Here is a 16479-nt window from a genome sequence, read left to right as displayed (position 1 = left end):
CTCATGAAGACAACGTACCTGGCCCTCCTGGTGGGCCTGTTCCTTGGCACCATTCTCGCCTTCGGCTCCTTCGCCGACTTCGTCCTGGTGGCCCTGTGCGGCCTGGCCGGATTGGCGGTGGGCCTCTACCTGGAGGGCCGGGTCGATGTCCAAAGCATCTTGGATCGGCGAAAGAAGTGACGATGGCGACCGCGACCCAGCCCGCCATCACGCAGCCGGGCCCCTCCCAGGACGAGGATTCCTCCTGGGAGCAGCGCGGCACCACCACCATTCCGGCCCGAGTCGTCGCCCAGATCGCCGCCCAGGCCGCCTATGAGACCGGCAATGTCGGCTCCAACGCCGGAGGTCTCCTGGGAATCGGCGCCCGCCGCAACTTCGCCTCCCGGCCCGAGGCCCAGTGCGAGCTCTACGGGCGGGTCGCCGTCCTCCACCTGGACCTCGGCCTGGTCTTTCCCGCACCACTGTCCTCCACCATCGAAGACCTGCGCGCACACGTGCGCGGCCGCGTCGAGCACCTCACCGGGCTGAGCGTCGGCAAGATCACCATCGAGATCTCCTGGCTCAATCCGAGCAGCCACGTCAGGAAGAGCCTGAAATGAGAACACCCGTTCCGAAACTCATTCGTCGCCCGTCCCGCAGCACCCCCAGTGTCGTCCTGGCGCTGCTGCTGCTCACGGCCGGAGGCCTGGGGGCCTGGCTGACGGGGCACCGGATCGTGACCGGCACCTGGCCGGACCGCACCGTCACCACGCTCGACACCATAGGATCCACCGCCCTCGGTTCCGCGGCGGTGATCACCGCCGCCGGGATCGCGGCCGTGTGCGGCCTGGCCATGATCCTCGCGGCCCTGTGGCCGGGGCTGCCCGAGCGCGTCGAGTTCCTCCCCGACACTGTCCCCGGCCAGACCGCGGTCAGGCGCCGTGACCTGGCCAACCTGGTGAGGACCCAGGTCGAGCAGATCGGCGGCGTCCACTCCGCCGCCGTCACCACCCGCCGCTCACGGGTCGACGTCGTCGTCCTCAGTGTCCTGGACGACCTCGACCCCGTGCATGAAGCGGCCCGCAAGAAGACCGACGAGGCCCTGCAGACGCTCCAGCCCGTGGGCATCACACGCAGCCGCGTGCGGATCAAGCGCACGAGCTGAAGGAGATACGACCATGCGTTCAGTTTCTGGTGTCCTCAACAGGACGGTCCTGGCCGGCTGCGGACTTCTCATCGCGGCAGCGTCATCCTGGCTCCTGGCCTCCGGCCTCGGTGCCGGTCGGTCCTGGCCCGACGCCGCCCCGTACCTGGCCACTGCGCAGAACCGGGTGGACAGCCTCATCGCACCCCAGGCGCACTGGCTCCTGCCAACGGCAGCGCTGGTGTCCGTGCTCGCCGTCATCGCCGGGCTGGTCCTGCTCATCATGCAGGTCCCCCGCAAGGCGGCCGCCTCACCCCTGAGGTTCAGCGACTCCGAGGGTGTTCTCATGGCCACCGTCGCACCCGACGTCCTGTCACAGGCCCTGTCCGAGCGGGCTGAGGACGTTCCCGGGGTGGAGCGGTGCACCGTGTGGGTCACCGGTTCCCCAAGCAGTCTGTGGGTCCAGGCGGACACCACCGTGTCCCAGGACTGCGAGGTCGAATGGGCCGTGGCCGAGCTCAGGCGCCGGATGGAGGATGACGTGACCACGTCCCTGGGCACGAGCCCCCGGCAGGTCGACGTCCTGGTGCGCCTGGAGCGCTCCTCGAGCTCGCGCAGCGTCTCGCAGACCGTCACAGGGCAGCACTCGCCCGCGATCACCGGGAACGGCGATGACGCATGACATACAGGACGAGGCAGTGCCGGCTCCTCGCCCGCGTCCACACCACGCCGCGCAACCGAGTACCTCGTCCGCTACGCCCCAGGACAAGGACCGCTACCTGGTCCTGCGAGCCCAGGACGGGGACATCAACGCCTTCGAACAGCTCGTCGAGCGTTATCAGGGACGCCTGTTCCGCACCGCCTACATGATCGTGCGGAACCGTCACGACAGTGAGGACATCGTCCAGGAGACCCTCATCCAGGCCTGGCGCAGTCTTCACCTGGTCAGGGAACCTGCCGCCTTTCGGGGCTGGCTCATGCGGATCTGCACCAACAAGGCCACCAGCATGACGCGCAAGCGTCAGCGCAGGGCCACCGACCCCTACGACGCCGAGAGCCTCGAGACCGCGAGCGCCATGGCGGAGACGACGTCGAGCAGCACCGCTGACCCGGCCGAGTCCAGCGAGGTCAACGCCCAGATCGAGGCACTGGCCGACCTGCTGGCCTCCGTGCGCCCCGAGCTGCGCATCGTCTGGGTGCTCCGAGAGATCGACGACATGTCCTACGAGGAGATCGCCCAGGCCCTGAACCTCACCGAGTCCACCGTCCGCGGGAGGCTGGCACGCGCCCGCTCTCTCGTCATGCGCCAGATGAAGGAGTGGGCATGAGCACCGTCAACCAGCTCTCGCACAGCGTCCGACGCTCGACGGCGTCGGCCAGGTCATTCGCCCGGTCTCATGAGCAGGACGACGCGGACACGCGGGAGTACCTGCGTCTGATCGCCTCCCTGCACGAGGAGTGGGACCAGCTGGAGTCCCGGGCGAGCGCCTCGGTCATGCCGCAGCGCCACCTGATGGACGCCATCCTCGCCGAGACCCGTCACGGCGCCCAGGTGGAGATGCCCGCGACCGATCTGGGCCCCTACAGCATGTCCGAGTTCTCACTGCGGGCGCTGATTCGCCGCACCGTGGACCGCGTGCCCGGCGCGCGCGCCCTGCGGTCCTCCTTCGAGCACGCACCCTCAGGTGAGGACCACCGCGGCCTGGGGGTTCCGGAGACCATCTTCTGCCGGATCTCCGTCCACGTCAGCGTGGACAGCCTGCCGCAGCTCGCCCAGCGGGTCCGCGAGGCCGTTCGAGCAGCCTGCCATGAGAACCTGGGGGTGTCCCCGACCGTCAACATCCACATCGAGGATCTCCACGATGACGACTAGCCTCTCAGCGGCCGAGCTGGCCCGCCTGGTCACCGCTGTCCCCGGCGTACGAGGAATCGAGCCGGGGATAGGCAGCACGTTGAGGGCGATCGGCAACCACATGCGGCAGCAGGATCCTCAGCAGGCCCGCTTCGGAGTGGTCGTCGAGGCGGGCTCACGCAGGGCCGTCATCGAGATCGGCATCGACGGCTCCAGACCCGTCAGGGACATCGTGCGCGATGTCCAGGAGACCATCATCCGCTCCCTGTCGCAGGCGGATGACCGCGACGACGCCTTAGAGGCACGTGAGGGCTCCGGCTCCTCCGGCGTCGGGGACCGAAGCGCGCCTCAGGTCACGGTGCGGGTCCAGTCCCTGCTGTAGGTGCCCAGCCCGCAGCAGCTCCACCTCGTGCGGGTTCCAGCACGAGTCGACGTCGGGGCACCGGTCAGATGATCGGTGCCCCGACATGGGGTTCAGGACATGAGCCCAGCAGACGTGGGCTCAGCGGGGGCTCAGCTGCGCTCACGAACGACGGCGCCGGAGACGTCGGCGTCCTCGAGGCGCACCATGCGCGATCCGGTCACCAGGCGGTGCCCCAGCCAGATGGCCCCGAAGACCGGCAGGCCGATGTAGGAGGAGAGCACCTCCAGCAGCTGGCCCTTGAAGACCGCCTCGTAGTTCTGGCCCAGGACCACCAGGGCGCACAGGGTGAAGGCCAGGACCGGCCCCAGCGGGAACCAGGGCGCCTGGTAGGGCAGGTCGGCCGGGTCATTGCCCTGGAGCACGTAGGCGCGTCGGAAGCGGAAGTGGCACGCGGCGATCCCCAGCCACACGATGAACCCGCACAGGGCGGAGACGTTGACCAACCAGGCGTAGGCGGTGTTCTGCCCCACCACGGCGGTGAGGAAGCCGGCCGCCCCCACCAGCGCCGTCGCCCCCAGGGCCCGCACCGGGACCCCGTGGCGGTTGACGTAGGAGAACCAGGCCGGGGCCTGCCCCTGCAGGGCCATCGAGTGCAGCATGCGGGTCGAGGCGTACAGGCCCGAGTTGCCGGCACTGAGCACCGCGGTGAGGATGACGGCGTTCATGAGGGCCGCCGCGATCCCGATTCCCGCCCGCTCGAAGACCAGGGTGAAGGGCGAGTAGGCCACGTCCTCGGTCTCGGTGTGCAGCAGCCGGCTATCGTTGAAGGCGATGAGGAAGCCGATGACCGTGATCGCCCCGATGTAGAAGATCATGATCCGCCAGAACACCGTGTGGATCGCCTTGGGCACGTCCCGGCGCGGGTTGCGTGCCTCACCGGCCGCCACGCCCACCAGCTCGGTGCCCTGGAAGGAGAACCCGGCCACCATGAATACCGACACGATTGCCAGCATCCCGCCGTGGTAGGGCGCGTCCTCGACGACCCAGTTGCTGAAGCCCGGGGACTTCCCGTCGATGATGCCGAGGATCATCGCCAGACCCGCCGCGAGGAAGACGATGACCGTCACCACCTTGATGGCCGACAGCCAGAACTCCCCCTCCCCGAAGGCGCGGGCGGACAGGGCGTTGAGCGTCGTCAACAGTGCCAGGAACAGTGCCGCCCAGATCCACGACGGCACCCCCGGCAGCCAGTAGCCCATGACGATTCCGGCGGCCACCAGCTCGGCCGCCACGGTGATCGCCCAGTTGAACCAGTAGTTCCAGCCCATGGCGAAGCCGAAGGAGGGGCTGACGAACCGGGTGGCGTAGGTCTGGAAGGAGCCGGCCACCGGCATGTGCGCCGTCATCTCTCCCAGGGACTGCATGAGCAGCAGCACCATGAGACCGATGGCCGCATAGGCGACGAGGGCGCCGCCCGGGCCGGCCGTGGAGACCGTGGCGCCCGAGGCCACGAACAGCCCCGTGCCGATGGCGCCGCCAATGGCGATCATCTGCATGTGCCTGCTGGTCAGGCTCCGGCGCAGCCCGCCGTCCTCCTCCAGGGTCTCGTTGGAGACCTGGCCGGAGACCGCCGCGCCAGCAGGGCCTGCGGAGGTTACGGGGGCAGCACTGTCGGCGCCATCGTCACCGGACCGTCCGCCCGACGCGGCGGGGGCAGGGCCACTGGGGGCCGACTCGTCATGGGAGTGTGTCACCCAACCGAGGGTAATCGTCGAGCATGCAACCCGGTGTTCACGTTCGGCCCGTCTCGCGCACCCGGGTGTGTGCTGACGCTCACGGTCGGCCGTACGGCCAGGGGCGGCGCGGCCTCAGCAGGTGTGGTCGGCGGCCGGCTCGCGGCGCTTGTGGCCGGACGCGGCGCCCTGGGCCGCCATGAGGTCGGCGCGCAGGTTCTTGGGCAGGGAGAAGGAGATCTTCTCCGTGGTGGTGCGCACCTCCTCGACGTCGTCGAACCCGAGCTCGGCCAGACGCTCGACCACCTCACGCACCAGGATCTCCGGCACCGAGGCGCCCGAGGTCAGGCCGACCGTCTCGACACCGTCGAACCAGGACGGGTCGATCTCGCTGGCGAAGTCCACCCGGTGGGCGGCGCTCGCACCGGCCTCGAGAGCCACCTCCTTGAGGCGCACCGAGTTCGAGGAGTTGCCGGAGCCGACCACGATCATGAGGTCCACCTTCGGGGCGATCTGCTTGACCGCGGCCTGACGGTTCTGGGTGGCGTAGCAGATATCCTCGCCGGGCGGGTCGATCATCTCCGGGAAGCGCTCGCGCAGCAGGCGCACCGTCTCCATGGTCTCGTCGACGCTCAGGGTGGTCTGGCTGATCCACACGACCTTGGAGGGGTCGCGCACCTCGACCTGGTCCACCTCGTGGGGGCCGTTGACGACCTGGATGTGGTCGGGGGCCTCGCCCTGAGTGCCCTCGACCTCCTCGTGGCCGGTGTGGCCCACGAGGATGATGTCGTAGTCCTTGTCCGCGAAACGCACCGCCTGCTTGTGCACCTTGGTCACCAGCGGGCAGGTCGCGTCGATCGTGTCCAGCCGGCGCTCGGCGGCCTCGGCGTGGACGGCCGGGGAGACGCCGTGGGCGGAGAAGACGACGCGGGCGCCCACCGGCACCTCGTCGGTCTCGGAGACGAAGATGGCGCCGCGCTTCGAGAGGGCCTCCACGACGTACTTGTTGTGGACGATCTCCTTGCGCACGTAGATCGGCGCCCCGTAGTGGGCCAGGGCCTGCTCAACGGCGTCGACGGCGCGGTCCACGCCGGCGCAGTAGCCGCGCGGGGCGGCCATGAGGATCCGCTTGCCGCCCTTGGAAGAGGGCGGGGCGGCGTCGGTGTGCTCGCTGGCGAGCTCGATGGTCGTCACGGTCACCACTGTGCCACAGTGGGACCCAGGTCCCCAGTGGTGGACGTGGCACAGTGGTGCATGTGACAGGCCAGAGCCCCTCCCAGCCCAGCCCGCAGCCCTCCTCCGGTGCCGGCCCGATGTCCGGCTCCGACGCGGACGGCGGCTCCGGCAGCCCCCGGGAGCTGGCGCCGCGAGCGAACCTCACCACCGCGGAGAACCCGTGGCCACTGCGGCTGCTGTCCTCCAAGATCGACCAGTACGTCGCCCGCATGAGCCAGGTGTGGGTGGAGGGGCAGGTCATCCAGCTCAGCCGCCGCCCCGGCGCCGGCATGGCCTTCCTCACCCTGCGGGACACGGATGCCGATGTGTCCATGTCGGTGTCCATCTACGCCCGGGTCCTCGACGCCGTCCTGGCCCGCACCGGCGCCGAGCTGAGCGAGGGCGCCCGCGTGGTGATCCGCGCCAAGCCCACCTTCTGGACCAAGCGGGGCTCGCTCCAGCTGCAGGCCGACGACATCCGGCCCGTCGGCGTCGGCGATCTGCTGGCCCGCATCGAGCAGCTGCGCCGCATCCTGGCCGCCGAGGGCCTGTTCGACGCCGAGCGCAAGCGGCCCCTGCCCTTCCTGCCGCGCAAGGTGGGCCTCGTGTGCGGCCGCCAGGCCAAGGCCAAGGACGACGTGCTGGTCAACGCCCGCCTGCGCTGGCCCGGTCTGCCCTTCGAGGTGCGGGAGGTCGCCGTCCAGGGGGCGCGCGCCGTCGGCGAGGTCACCCGGGCCATCCAGGAGCTCGACACCGATGCGCAGATCGACGTCATCGTCGTGGCCCGCGGGGGCGGCGCCGTCGAGGACCTGCTGCCCTTCTCCGACGAGGGGCTCGTGCGCGCCGCGGCCGCCTGCCGCACGCCGCTGGTCTCCGCGATCGGTCATGAGACCGACTGTCCCCTGCTGGACCTGGTGGCCGACTACCGGGCCTCCACCCCCACCGACGCCGCCCGCCGGATCGTTCCCGACCTCGCCCAGGAGACCGTGGGCCTGGACTCGGCCCGCGAGCGCCTGCGCAGCGTGCTCGCCTCACGGCTGGACGCCGAGCAGGCGGCCCTGGACCAGCTGCGGGCCCGGCCGGTCATGGCCGACCCCACCTCGATCGTGCGCGACCGGGTCATCGAGCTGGGCCAGGCCCGCGACAGGATGCGCCGGGCCGTGGAACATCGCCTGTCGCTGGCGGCCGCCGACCTGCGCGCCGACCACGCCCGGCTGACGGCCCTGTCACCGCAGGGAGTCCTGGATCGTGGCTACACGATTCTGCGCACTCCCGGAGGCAAGGTCATCACCAGCGCCGAGGACGTCAAGAAGGGGGATCTCATCGAGGGGGTCCTGGCCCAGGGGCGGCTCGTCGCCCAGGTCGTCGGCGCCACCAGGCCCCGGCCCGCCGACATCGACTGAGCAGCGACTGGGCACCGGCAACGCCTTGGGTGACCGCGCCCGCTTGTGGCCTCCCACGACCTCGCCAAGATCCCAGGACGCACCGTAGGCGTGCGGACGGCACCCCAGGGGTCAGTCGTCGAGACCTATGGTGCGTCCACGCACTCCGGGCGACTGGCAGCCCTGAGGATGACGACGGCGACGGGGATCGCTGCCACCGCGAAGACGGCCGACGCCCCGACGACTGCCCGGTGAAAGCCAGTCAGGAAGTCGCCTGAAGCGATCAGGCTGCCAAGGACGGCCACACCGACGACGCTGCCGGTCTGTCGGGCCGCGTTGACGACACTTCCGGCGACTCCGGTGTACCCAGCCGATGCGGAGGCGACGGCGGCCGAGGTTGCGGCGGGCATGGTCAGTGCCGTGCCGAAACCACCCAGGAAGGTCAGGGCCGCCACCAGCGGGTACGGCGTCGAGGCCGTGGCGAGCGCGAGCCCCGCGAACCCGGCCGCACCGGTGAGCAGGCCCGTCAGCATCGCGGGGAACGCCCCGATCCTGGCGGTCATCCTGCCTCCCATCGGGGAGGCGACGACAGCACTGCACGCCTGCGGCGCCAGGGCCAGGCCGGCGAGCCACGGCTCGTAGCCCAGGTAGCACTGGAGGAACAGAGCCAGCACGAATAGCTGGCCGAAGAATCCGGTATTGAGCGCGAATCCAACCGCGGCGGCCAGGGCGAAACGTGGTCGGGAGAAGACCGCCGTCGGCAGCATCGGCCTGCTAGCGGTCCGTTCAACCAGGACGAAGGCCGCCAACAGGCTCAGTCCGGCGAGGGTCGAGGCGACAACGTGCGGACTCCACCCGTGCTCGCCTGCGGCGATGATCCCGTAGGTGGTGGCTGCGAGCCCTGCGACGGAGAGGACCTGCCCGGGCAGGTCGCCGCCTTCGCGTCGTCGCAGCGACCGCGTCTCCGGCTCGGGCAGGCAGCGGGCGGTGAGCCACAAGGCGGCTGCGACGAGGGGAAGGTTCACCCAGAACACGAACCTCCAGCCGGTGAAGGTCACGAGCAGTCCCCCGGCCACCGGGCCGACGGCCGCGGCGATACCACCGGCACCTCCCCACAGGCCGATGGCTCGGGCCCGGTCGGCAGGGCGATCATGGATGAGGGAGAGCATCGCCAGGGAGGCCGGGACGATCGCGGCGGCGCCGACGCCCTGCAACGCGCGGAAGGCGATGAGCGCCCCACCGGCAGGGGCCAGGGCACAGGCCGCCGAGAGCAGGCCGAAGACCGCCAGGCCGAGCAGGTGGACGCCTCTTGCGCCCATCCGGTCACAGGCCACACCTGCCGACAGCTGCAGGGCTGCGAAGGTGAGGGCGTAGGCGTCAACGACCCACTGCAGGGAGGCGACCGGGGCGCCCAGGTCCCTGCCGATCCGCGCCAGTGCCACGTTGACGACCGTCGTGTCGAGCATGACGATGAAGAATCCGAGCAGCGCCGCGATGAGGGCGCCACGTCGTCGGTATGCGTTCATGAGTGGTCTCCTTGCTCCTCCGGCCCCGTCTGCCGGTTGATGCCGGCCACCGGCAGGCTAGAGCCGCAATCGTTCGGCGCAGACCGAACCGGCGCGGGCGCATACTGGCCGCATGTCACGGCTTCCCGATCGTCTCTTCCCCGAGGCGGTTCCCGACGTCGCCGGCACGGCGGCGGCGCTGGCCGACCCGTCAAGGACCGCTATGTGCGCGGCGCTCATGGACGGCAGGGCGTGGACGGTGGGCGAGCTCGGCTCATACGCCGGGGTCGCGCGGTCGACGGCCAGCGAGCATGTCGACGTGCTGGCGGCGGGCGGCCTCGTCACGAGGGTCCGGCAGGGGCGGCACTGCTACGTCGTGCTCTCAGGGCCCGAGGCGGCTCGGGTCATCGAGGCCATGGGGGTGATGGCGGCCTCGACGCTGCCCACGGCTCGTAGCCTCAACGCGTGGACGGCGAACAGGCGACTGCTCGCGGCCCGTACCTGCTACCGGCACCTGGCCGGGCGACTCGGTGTGGGGCTGGCCGAGCAGCTCCGGGAGTGCGGCTACCTGGATTCCTTGTGGCAGCTGACCGCCCCCGGGAAAGCCCTCCTGATCGGCTGGGGTCTGTCGGAGCCGCCTCATGCTCCCGGGGAGGCGTGCATGGACTCCACTGAACGACGGTTCCATCTCGGTGGCCGGTTGGGGACGGCAGTGACCGAAGTGTTCTTCCGCCGTGACTGGATTGCGCGCATCGAACGGACCAGGGCGGTCAAGGTCACCGAGGCCGGCCGCGAGGCACTGGCGCAGGCAGGTTTGGAGGGAGTACTGACACATCTTGATGAGACGACCCCCAACGACGCAGCAGGGTAGAAGTAGAGGCCTGACGCATCGGTGCTCTTCGACCGGAACCAGCAGGAGTCAGGAGAGACTCAGGTCGGGATTTTGTCCATACGGGACGACTTTGGAGCCTCCACAACCAGTCGACACCGCACCAAAACGCTCTGGCCAGCACAGATGCGAACGCCACTAAGACGAAGCACCGTCAAAGTCGTCCCTTGTGGACACTTTTACCCTGCGGGCACCCCTCAGACCGTCCAGCCCGCTCTGCTCGTGGCCCGGCCCGTGCGAGAATCGAGGAGTGAGCTCCGAGATGAACCCCGGCCCATACTCCGACCAGTACCCAGACGAGTACTCACCCCAGAACAGCCCCTACTCCGCATCCTCAGCGCCCTCAGGGTCTTCAGCGTCGTCGGTACCCTCCGCCAACGGTGCCTCCGGCGCCAACGAGGACGTGGCCTCGCTCAGCTACGAGCGGGCCCGTGAGGAGCTGGTGGCCGTCGTACAGCGCCTCGAGGCCGGCTCCGTCCCCCTGGAGGACTCCCTGGCCCTGTGGGAGCGCGGCGAGGCCCTGGCCCAGCGCTGCCAGACCTGGCTCGATGAGGCCCGCGCCCGCCTGGCCGCGGTCGCGCAGGAGGACCCTGAGGACTGATGGGACCTGGGGCTGACAGGGCATGACCCGCCCGGGTCAGCAGGTCCAGGCCGCGCGCGGGCCCGCCCGCGCGGCGAACTGACCGAGTTGACCGGGGCTCCGGCTGGCGGTGGTGCACCCATCGAGCGTCACTGGGAACCGGAGCAGGAGCCCGGAGGGAGCCATGGATGTCCCAATCTGCAGCAAAGGGGCTCTCAGGTCCTCTGTGGCCAGTAGCAGAACCGCGGAATCATGCGGTTTCTTCTTCGCAGCAAAAGCGACATCGCTGCCTTTACTGCAGATATGGACACTCTTGGGCGAGACGAGCCCTGTGGGCGACGCCGGATCGGTAGTCTGTGAGCATTCGCCCTCCGGCCGCGCGCATCGACCAGCGCGCCGGCCACTCCCGGGCAGTGCCGCGCCGCCGCGCTCCTCATCCGCCCGAGTCCCCTCACCGCCACCGGACCCCGGTCCCGCACGAAGGAGTCACCCATGACCGCACCCGGCCGCCCAGGATCCGCCCTCATCATCGGCGAGGCCCTGGTTGATGTCGTCATCCACCCCGGGCAGGAGCCCGTGGACATCCCCGGCGGCTCGCCCGCCAACGTCGCCCTGGGGCTGGCACGCCTGGGTCGCGACACCGAGCTGCACTGCTGGATCAGCACCGATGATCGCGGTCAGGCGGTGCGCTCCCACCTGGAGGCCTCCGGGGTCCGTCTGGCTCAGGGTGCCGATGGCGCGGCGCGCACCTCCACGGCGCAGGCCACCATCGGTGAGGACCGCGCCGCCACCTACATCTTCGACCTGGACTGGAACCCGCCGCGCCCGGCACTGACTAACGGACAGGCACCACTGCTGGTGCACACCGGTTCGATCGCCGCGATCCTGGCTCCCGGCGCCGCCACCGTGGAGCAGGTGCTGCGCGAGACCCGCGCCACCTCCACCATCGCCTACGACCCCAATGCCCGCCCCCAGCTCATGGGTGAGCCCGAGGACGCCCGCCGGGTCGTCGAGCGCCTGGTGGGTCTGTCCGACCTGGTCAAGTGCTCCGATGAGGACATCACCTGGCTCTACGGCCAGGACGCGGACCTGGAGACGGTGCTGCGCTCCTGGCTGGAGAAGGGCGCGGCCGTCGTGGTGGTCACGCGTGGCAAGAAGGGCGCCCTGGCCCTGTCCGCCTCGGGGGTGCGTCTGGAGGTGCCCGCCGACCCGAGCGTCGTGGTGGCGGACACGGTGGGCGCCGGCGACTCCTTCATGGGCGGCCTGGAGGACGCCCTGTGGAGTGAGGACCTCGTGGGCGCGGACCGGCGCGAGGCGCTGCACACGGTGGACGCCGCGACCCTGGAGCGGATCGTGCGCCACGCCGCGGCCATCGCCGACATCACGGTCTCGCGGGCAGGAGCCAACCCTCCCACGCGCGAGGAGCTGCCCTGAGCTGATGATCCTGCGCCGCCGCGATCAGCGCAGGATCGCGGCGGCCAGCAGGACCACGGGCACGAATCCGGCCGTCGTCAGCAGGACGGCGTCACGGGCCAGGTCCTTGGCCGCCCCGTAGCGCGAGGCGTACATGAAGACGTTCTGCGCCGTGGGCAGGGCGGCGGTGACAACCGGGACAAGCAGCTGCGTTCCTCTGAGTCCCGCCGCCAGTCCGATGGCGACGGCCAGCCCCGGCATGACGGCGAGCTTCCAGCCCACGGCCAGCCACAGGGCGCTGCGCCGGACCGCACCACGATGAGACGTCGACGCCGCCGCCTGGGACTCCTGATCCTGCCGGGCTGACTGGATCAACCGGACCGGCAAGCCCTGCGAGGATGGGGCGGGCTCCTCCGGCGCGGGCTTCCGCAGGGGCCGGGGCGCCCCGGCCAGGCTCATGCCCAGGGCCAGCATCATGAGCGGCACCGCGACGCGCCCGAGCATCTCCAGGCCCTGGGCCGGGTGGCCGCCGCCCCACTCCGTCAGGTTCACCCCACCCAGGTTCGCCGCGGTCCCGGCCACAACGCCCCACAGCAGCGGGTTGCGCAGCGGGAGGGTCAAGGTCGCCAGGCGAGACGGGTTGCCGCGGCGGGTGACGGCGTCGAGCACGGTGAAGGTGACAGGGGTGAGCACGAGGAGCTGGAGCAGGAGGATCGGGGCGATGGTGGCCGCGTCCCCCAGGACGAGGACGGCCACCGGGATCCCCAGGTTCGCGGCGTTGACGTAGCCGGAGGCGAGCGCGCCGATGGTGGCCTCGGCGGTGGGGCGGTGCAGCACGAGGCGGTGGAGGCACCAGGCCGAGACGATGGCCGCGAGCTCGGCGGCCACGGCCACGGCGGTGGACCGGGAGAGAACCGACGTCAGGTCGGCGCGGCTCAGCGTGGTCACGAGCAGGGCCGGGGTGGCGGCGAAGAAGCAGACGCGGGTGAGGACCCCGTCGGCGTCGGCCGGCACGGCCCGGGTGCGCACCAGCAACCAGCCGACGGCGATGACCACGCCGAAGACGGCCAGTCCCGCCACCACATCGGCCATGAGCTCCCCCTCTCATAGGCCCCAGCGCTACGAGTTCGTAGGTTAGCCCGCGCGTCCGTACCTCATACCCCTCGGACAGGCGGCATAAGGTACGAAGGCGCGGGCAGGAGTGCCCGTTAGCCGACCGGCTCGAGGTCCACCCAGGTGCCGACGTGGTCGGAGATGATGAAGGAGGCCGTGCCCCAGTCCACGGCGCGCAGCAGCGGGCTCCCACCCGCCGCAGCCGCCTCATCGGTCAGGGGCAGGCCGTCGGGGCCGGTGGGCCACAGGTCGGTCAGCACGTGATCGATGCGCCGCTTGGGGCCGGATGCCGGGAAGGTGAGCCCCTCCCCCACGGTCCGCCCCAGCCCCAGAACATCGACATGCTCGGCGGAGAGGTTGTAGTCACCCACGAGCAGGTGCGGCCCGGGCAGCCCGGCGAGCGCCCCCCAGGCGGCGGCGAGCTGACGCGCCGCCATGGACTCGCGGGTCGCCAGGTGGGTGGAGGCGACCGACAGCTGGCGGATCGGCCCGCCAGCGCCTTCGGGCACATCGAGGGTGGCGGCCACCATGATGCGCTGGGAGGCGGTGGACACGTGGTAGGAGCGCGGGTCCCAGGCCCGCTCGCCGCGCTTCTCCACGCTGGAGGCCCCGCGCCCCAGGCGCTTGACGTGCCAGCCGGAGACCGGGAAGCGGGAGAGGAGGGCGTTGCCGTAGCCGATCGGCCCGGACCCGACAGCGGCGCGCAGCGGCCCGAGGACGTCGTCGGTCGGCGAGCTCAGCGCGGTGCGCAGGGGCCGACGGCGCAGTCCCACCACCGGCCCGGCGTAGCTGGCGGAGAAGCGGCAGGTCGGCATGCCCAGCTCCTCGGCCAGGAAGGCCGCCTGGTGGAGGCGACCGGAGCGGGCCTGGCCCAGGTCCACCTCCTGGAGGGCGATGATGTCGGGGGCCAGCTCGGCGATCTGCTCGGCCGTGGCCCGCATGACGGCGCGGGCGGTGGCGGGGTCGGAGATGTCGGCGCCGGCCAGTGAGCCGGTGGAGGCGCTGCCGTCCCCGGCCCCGGCGCCGGGCAGACCGTGCTGAAGGTTGAGGCTCAGGACCCGGATCATGCTTGTTCCTCCTCGAAGGTCAGGCTCACGGAGTTCATACAGTAGCGCTGGCCGGTGGGGGTCTGGGGGGCGTCGTCGAAGACGTGTCCCAGGTGGCTGGCGCAGATGGCGCAGCGGACCTCGGTGCGCACCATGCCGTGTGAGGTGTCAGTGCTCAGGGTGACCGCCTCGGACTCGGAGGGATCGTAGAAGGAGGGCCAGCCGCAGTGGGAGTCGAACTTGGTGGTGGAGCGGAACAGCTCGGCGCCGCAGCCGCGGCAGCGGTAGACGCCCTCACGGTGCTCGTCGAGCAGGGCCCCGGTGAAGGGCCGCTCGGTGCCGGCCTCACGCAGCACGTGGTACTCCATGGGGCTCAGGGCGGCGCGCCACTGGGCGTCAGTGCGCGCGGCGGCCTCCAGGTCGATGGCCGGGTCGGAGGGCGCGGAGGCGGGCGCCATGGAGGGGGCGCCACTCATGTCGGTACTCATGGATCCATCGTCACCCGCCCGACGACGCCGGGGGACCTGCGTTCACGCATCGAAAACTCACCCATCCGCTCGGGCGCCGGCCACGTAGCGGCTGCCCGGCTCACCTGGGTCCCAGTCCCCCGCGCCGGGCGCGGTGCAGCAGGGAGCGCCCCATGGCCCGCCCCAGGGTGACGGCCCGTCGGGCCCCCAGCCCGTGGGCCGCGCTCTCGCCCTCGGCCTCCGTGGTCACGGCGTCATCGGCCTCGTTTGCCACGGTGGCCGTGGCGTCGATGGCGTCCCTATCCTTCTGCTCGGCGACGATCTCCTCGGCCGCTCGGGCCACCTCCTCGGGGCTGAGGTCCTGGGTGACCTCGACCTGCTCGACCTCCACTCGCGTACGCGGCAGGGCGTAGGGGGCCTCCCGCTGGAGCCAGGTGACCAGCTCCTCGCGCACGTAGGACTTGAGGGTACCGACATCGCCGGGGTTGTCCCCGGTCAGGACGATCTTCACGGAGACCTGGCCGCCGATGGCGTCGGAGACCTCGAGCGAGGCCTGGCGCCCGTCCCAGACGGTGGAGGCGGCCACGAGGCGAGCCAGCTCGGCGCGCAGCGAGGCGATGGGCACGCGCCAGTCCAGGTCGAGGGTGAAGGAGCCGGTGGCCTGGGAGCCTCCGCGTGTCCAGTTGGCGAAGGGGTTCTCGGTGAAGTGGGTCGAGGGCAGGATGAGGCGCCGGTCGTCCCAGGTGCGCATGACCACGTAGGTCAGGGTGATCTCCTCGATGGTTCCCTGCTCCTCGCCGACGACGACGATGTCGTCCACGCGGATGGCGTCGGTGGTGGCCAGCTGGAGGCCTGCGAAGACGTTGCCGAGCATGGAGCGGGCGGCCATACCGGCGATGACGGAGGCCAGACCGGCCGAGGCCAGCAGCGACCCCATGGCGAACTGGACGCTGGGGAAGGTCATGATGGCGCTGACGAGCCCGGCGATGACGATGATCACCTGGGTAACGCGCCGGATGATCTGGCTCTGGGTGGTCACCCGGTTGGCGTGCCCCTGGTTCCCGCCGGCCTGCGCCCCTTTGACGACGGTGGACTCGATGGCCTTGGCGAAGGCGACGACGAGCCAGGTCACCGAGAAGATGAGGGCGATGGTGACCCCGCGCTCGATGACGACCATCGTCGTGGAGTCACTCTTGGCGTGCCGCAGTCCGGTCAGGGCGATCTGGGAGCCCAGGAAGGCACCGGTCATGGCGCCGACGGCGACGATCGGCCGGCGCCCGAAGTCCACGATCTCGCGGTACAGGAGGCGGCGCCTGCCCATGAATCGGAGAATCGCCACCGCTACGAAGGCGACGACGAGGCCGATGATGACTCCCACACCGGCCTGCCAGGCGATGGTGACCAGGTCGTTCGTCGTCTTGGTCACCACTTTGACGGTCTCGTCCACATTGACCTGTGGTACGCCCGTGGGAGCGGTGGTGGGCGTGGGGGGCGGGGTGGCCGAAGGATTCGCACTGGGATCTGCACTGGGGGTCGCGGGAGCGGTGGTGGCAGCGACGAGCATGGGGCCACCTTAAGCAGCCAGGCTGTGCCTGGACTGTGACGAATGGCCGGAGGCGGGGCCGACTCCGGCAGGTCCCGCACCTACTACCGCCTCACCTCCCAGGGCACCACCCACCTGACCACCAAGGTCTCCGAGTGGGAGGACACCAAGACCCTCATCGACCGCTTCGCGAGAGGAGCCCACTGATGGACACCATCGAGACCTTCCTCGACAACATGTTCGCCCCCTACCCG

The 16479-nt window shown here is 70.6% G+C and carries 18 protein-coding genes and 1 pseudogene; 12 read left to right on the top strand and 7 right to left on the bottom strand.

The features are described from left to right. Nucleotides 1–3: 3 nt before the first annotated feature. The 7 genes from FBF36_RS13245 to FBF36_RS02355 are packed head-to-tail and all read left to right on the top strand — an operon-like array spanning nucleotide 4 to nucleotide 3357. A complete protein-coding gene (locus tag FBF36_RS13245; protein WP_009395758.1) occupies nucleotides 4–180 on the top strand; it encodes a hypothetical protein in 177 nt (58 codons plus the stop codon). A 2-nt stretch (nucleotides 181–182) separates the two neighbouring features. Further along, nucleotides 183–599, top strand: a complete 417-nt coding sequence (locus FBF36_RS02380; protein ID WP_009395757.1) for a hypothetical protein — start codon at nucleotides 183–185, stop codon at nucleotides 597–599. Then, nucleotides 596–1144, top strand: a complete 549-nt coding sequence (locus tag FBF36_RS02375) for a DUF6286 domain-containing protein (protein WP_009395756.1) — start codon at nucleotides 596–598, stop codon at nucleotides 1142–1144. The genes FBF36_RS02380 and FBF36_RS02375 overlap by 4 nt, the downstream gene beginning before the upstream one ends. Before the next feature lie 13 nt (nucleotides 1145–1157). Then, on the top strand, nucleotides 1158–1805 hold the full coding sequence (locus tag FBF36_RS02370; RefSeq protein ID WP_009395755.1) for a hypothetical protein: 648 nt from the start codon (nucleotides 1158–1160) through the stop codon (nucleotides 1803–1805). Then, on the top strand, nucleotides 1795–2451 hold the full coding sequence (locus FBF36_RS02365) for an RNA polymerase sigma factor (protein ID WP_009395754.1): 657 nt from the start codon (nucleotides 1795–1797) through the stop codon (nucleotides 2449–2451). Before FBF36_RS02370 ends, FBF36_RS02365 begins: the two co-directional genes overlap by 11 nt. Further along, a complete protein-coding gene (locus tag FBF36_RS02360; protein WP_009395753.1) occupies nucleotides 2448–2996 on the top strand; it encodes an Asp23/Gls24 family envelope stress response protein in 549 nt (182 codons plus the stop codon). The genes FBF36_RS02365 and FBF36_RS02360 overlap by 4 nt, the downstream gene beginning before the upstream one ends. Further along, nucleotides 2986–3357 (top strand): hypothetical protein, encoded by a 372-nt coding sequence (locus FBF36_RS02355; RefSeq protein ID WP_009395752.1) that lies wholly within the window; start codon nucleotides 2986–2988, stop codon nucleotides 3355–3357. Before FBF36_RS02360 ends, FBF36_RS02355 begins: the two co-directional genes overlap by 11 nt. A gap of 131 nt (nucleotides 3358–3488) precedes the next feature. On the opposite strand, the gene FBF36_RS02350 is transcribed toward FBF36_RS02355, so the two are convergent. Beyond that, entirely contained in the window at nucleotides 3489–5093 is a 1605-nt protein-coding gene (locus FBF36_RS02350; protein ID WP_138137117.1) for an amino acid permease, read from the bottom strand. Between the two features lie 114 nt (nucleotides 5094–5207). After that, nucleotides 5208–6275, bottom strand: coding sequence for a 4-hydroxy-3-methylbut-2-enyl diphosphate reductase (locus tag FBF36_RS02345; protein WP_087943990.1), 1068 nt, complete (start codon nucleotides 6273–6275; stop codon nucleotides 5208–5210). Nucleotides 6276–6319: 44 nt separating this feature from the next. On the opposite strand from FBF36_RS02345, the gene xseA reads away from it, so the two are divergent. Then, entirely contained in the window at nucleotides 6320–7690 is a 1371-nt protein-coding gene (xseA, locus tag FBF36_RS02340; protein ID WP_034492020.1) for an exodeoxyribonuclease VII large subunit, read from the top strand. Between the two features lie 125 nt (nucleotides 7691–7815). On the opposite strand, the gene FBF36_RS02335 is transcribed toward xseA, so the two are convergent. Continuing rightward, on the bottom strand, nucleotides 7816–9195 hold the full coding sequence (locus FBF36_RS02335) for an MFS transporter (RefSeq protein WP_009395748.1): 1380 nt from the start codon (nucleotides 9193–9195) through the stop codon (nucleotides 7816–7818). A 112-nt stretch (nucleotides 9196–9307) separates the two neighbouring features. Between FBF36_RS02335 and FBF36_RS02330 the strand changes: the two genes are divergently transcribed. The 3 genes from FBF36_RS02330 (at nucleotide 9308) to FBF36_RS02320 (ending at nucleotide 12077) form a co-directional block, all read left to right on the top strand. Beyond that, the gene (locus FBF36_RS02330) at nucleotides 9308–10045 is read left to right on the top strand and encodes an ArsR/SmtB family transcription factor (protein WP_009395747.1); all 738 of its coding nucleotides are present in this window, start codon (nucleotides 9308–9310) and stop codon (nucleotides 10043–10045) included. A 268-nt stretch (nucleotides 10046–10313) separates the two neighbouring features. After that, complete coding sequence (locus FBF36_RS02325; protein WP_225792439.1) at nucleotides 10314–10664, top strand: exodeoxyribonuclease VII small subunit; 351 nt, start codon at nucleotides 10314–10316, stop codon at nucleotides 10662–10664. Between the two features lie 471 nt (nucleotides 10665–11135). Then, the gene (locus tag FBF36_RS02320; protein WP_009395745.1) at nucleotides 11136–12077 is read left to right on the top strand and encodes a carbohydrate kinase family protein; all 942 of its coding nucleotides are present in this window, start codon (nucleotides 11136–11138) and stop codon (nucleotides 12075–12077) included. A gap of 24 nt (nucleotides 12078–12101) precedes the next feature. On the opposite strand, the gene FBF36_RS02315 is transcribed toward FBF36_RS02320, so the two are convergent. The 4 genes from FBF36_RS02315 to FBF36_RS02300 all read right to left on the bottom strand — a co-directional run bounded on the left by FBF36_RS02315 (nucleotide 12102) and on the right by FBF36_RS02300 (nucleotide 16246). Beyond that, complete coding sequence (locus tag FBF36_RS02315) at nucleotides 12102–13148, bottom strand: AEC family transporter (protein WP_138137115.1); 1047 nt, start codon at nucleotides 13146–13148, stop codon at nucleotides 12102–12104. Nucleotides 13149–13264: 116 nt separating this feature from the next. Then, nucleotides 13265–14236 carry an endonuclease/exonuclease/phosphatase family protein gene (locus tag FBF36_RS02310; protein WP_009395743.1) on the bottom strand — a complete coding sequence of 324 codons (972 nt, stop codon included), beginning with the start codon at nucleotides 14234–14236 and terminating at the stop codon, nucleotides 13265–13267. Further along, entirely contained in the window at nucleotides 14233–14703 is a 471-nt protein-coding gene (gene msrB / locus FBF36_RS02305) for a peptide-methionine (R)-S-oxide reductase MsrB (protein ID WP_009395742.1), read from the bottom strand. The genes FBF36_RS02310 and msrB overlap by 4 nt, the downstream gene beginning before the upstream one ends. Nucleotides 14704–14803: 100 nt before the next feature. Next, entirely contained in the window at nucleotides 14804–16246 is a 1443-nt protein-coding gene (locus FBF36_RS02300) for a mechanosensitive ion channel family protein (RefSeq protein ID WP_034492019.1), read from the bottom strand. Between the two features lie 51 nt (nucleotides 16247–16297). Here FBF36_RS02300 and FBF36_RS02295 point away from each other — a divergent pair. Continuing rightward, nucleotides 16298–16432: pseudogene (locus FBF36_RS02295) on the top strand (PadR family transcriptional regulator); the annotation flags it as partial. Between the last annotated feature and the right edge of the window lie 47 nt (nucleotides 16433–16479).

It is taken from the genome of Actinomyces sp. oral taxon 171 str. F0337 (assembly GCF_005696555.1).
Classification (GTDB): Bacteria; Actinomycetota; Actinomycetes; order Actinomycetales; family Actinomycetaceae; genus Actinomyces; species Actinomyces oris_E.
The sequence above is the reverse complement of the archived record's forward strand: the minus strand, read 5'-3'. Positions and strand labels throughout refer to the sequence as shown.

Excerpts from the sequence above, each read along its gene's own strand:
- FBF36_RS02355 (WP_009395752.1), top strand. The coding sequence starts at position 2,986 with ATGACGACTAGCCTCTCAGCGGCCGAGCTGGCCCGCCTGGTCACCGCT.
- FBF36_RS02330 (WP_009395747.1), top strand. The coding sequence starts at position 9,308 with ATGTCACGGCTTCCCGATCGTCTCTTCCCCGAGGCGGTTCCCGACGTC.
- FBF36_RS02375 (WP_009395756.1), top strand. The coding sequence starts at position 596 with ATGAGAACACCCGTTCCGAAACTCATTCGTCGCCCGTCCCGCAGCACC.
- FBF36_RS02380 (WP_009395757.1), top strand. The coding sequence starts at position 183 with ATGGCGACCGCGACCCAGCCCGCCATCACGCAGCCGGGCCCCTCCCAG.
- FBF36_RS02370 (WP_009395755.1), top strand. The coding sequence starts at position 1,158 with ATGCGTTCAGTTTCTGGTGTCCTCAACAGGACGGTCCTGGCCGGCTGC.
- FBF36_RS02320 (WP_009395745.1), top strand. The coding sequence starts at position 11,136 with ATGACCGCACCCGGCCGCCCAGGATCCGCCCTCATCATCGGCGAGGCC.
- FBF36_RS02360 (WP_009395753.1), top strand. The coding sequence starts at position 2,448 with ATGAGCACCGTCAACCAGCTCTCGCACAGCGTCCGACGCTCGACGGCG.
- msrB (WP_009395742.1), bottom strand. The coding sequence starts at position 14,703 with ATGAGTACCGACATGAGTGGCGCCCCCTCCATGGCGCCCGCCTCCGCG.
- FBF36_RS02365 (WP_009395754.1), top strand. The coding sequence starts at position 1,795 with ATGACGCATGACATACAGGACGAGGCAGTGCCGGCTCCTCGCCCGCGT.
- FBF36_RS02335 (WP_009395748.1), bottom strand. The coding sequence starts at position 9,195 with ATGAACGCATACCGACGACGTGGCGCCCTCATCGCGGCGCTGCTCGGA.
- FBF36_RS02315 (WP_138137115.1), bottom strand. The coding sequence starts at position 13,148 with ATGGCCGATGTGGTGGCGGGACTGGCCGTCTTCGGCGTGGTCATCGCC.
- FBF36_RS13245 (WP_009395758.1), top strand. The coding sequence starts at position 4 with ATGAAGACAACGTACCTGGCCCTCCTGGTGGGCCTGTTCCTTGGCACC.
- FBF36_RS02300 (WP_034492019.1), bottom strand. The coding sequence starts at position 16,246 with ATGCTCGTCGCTGCCACCACCGCTCCCGCGACCCCCAGTGCAGATCCC.
- FBF36_RS02310 (WP_009395743.1), bottom strand. The coding sequence starts at position 14,236 with ATGATCCGGGTCCTGAGCCTCAACCTTCAGCACGGTCTGCCCGGCGCC.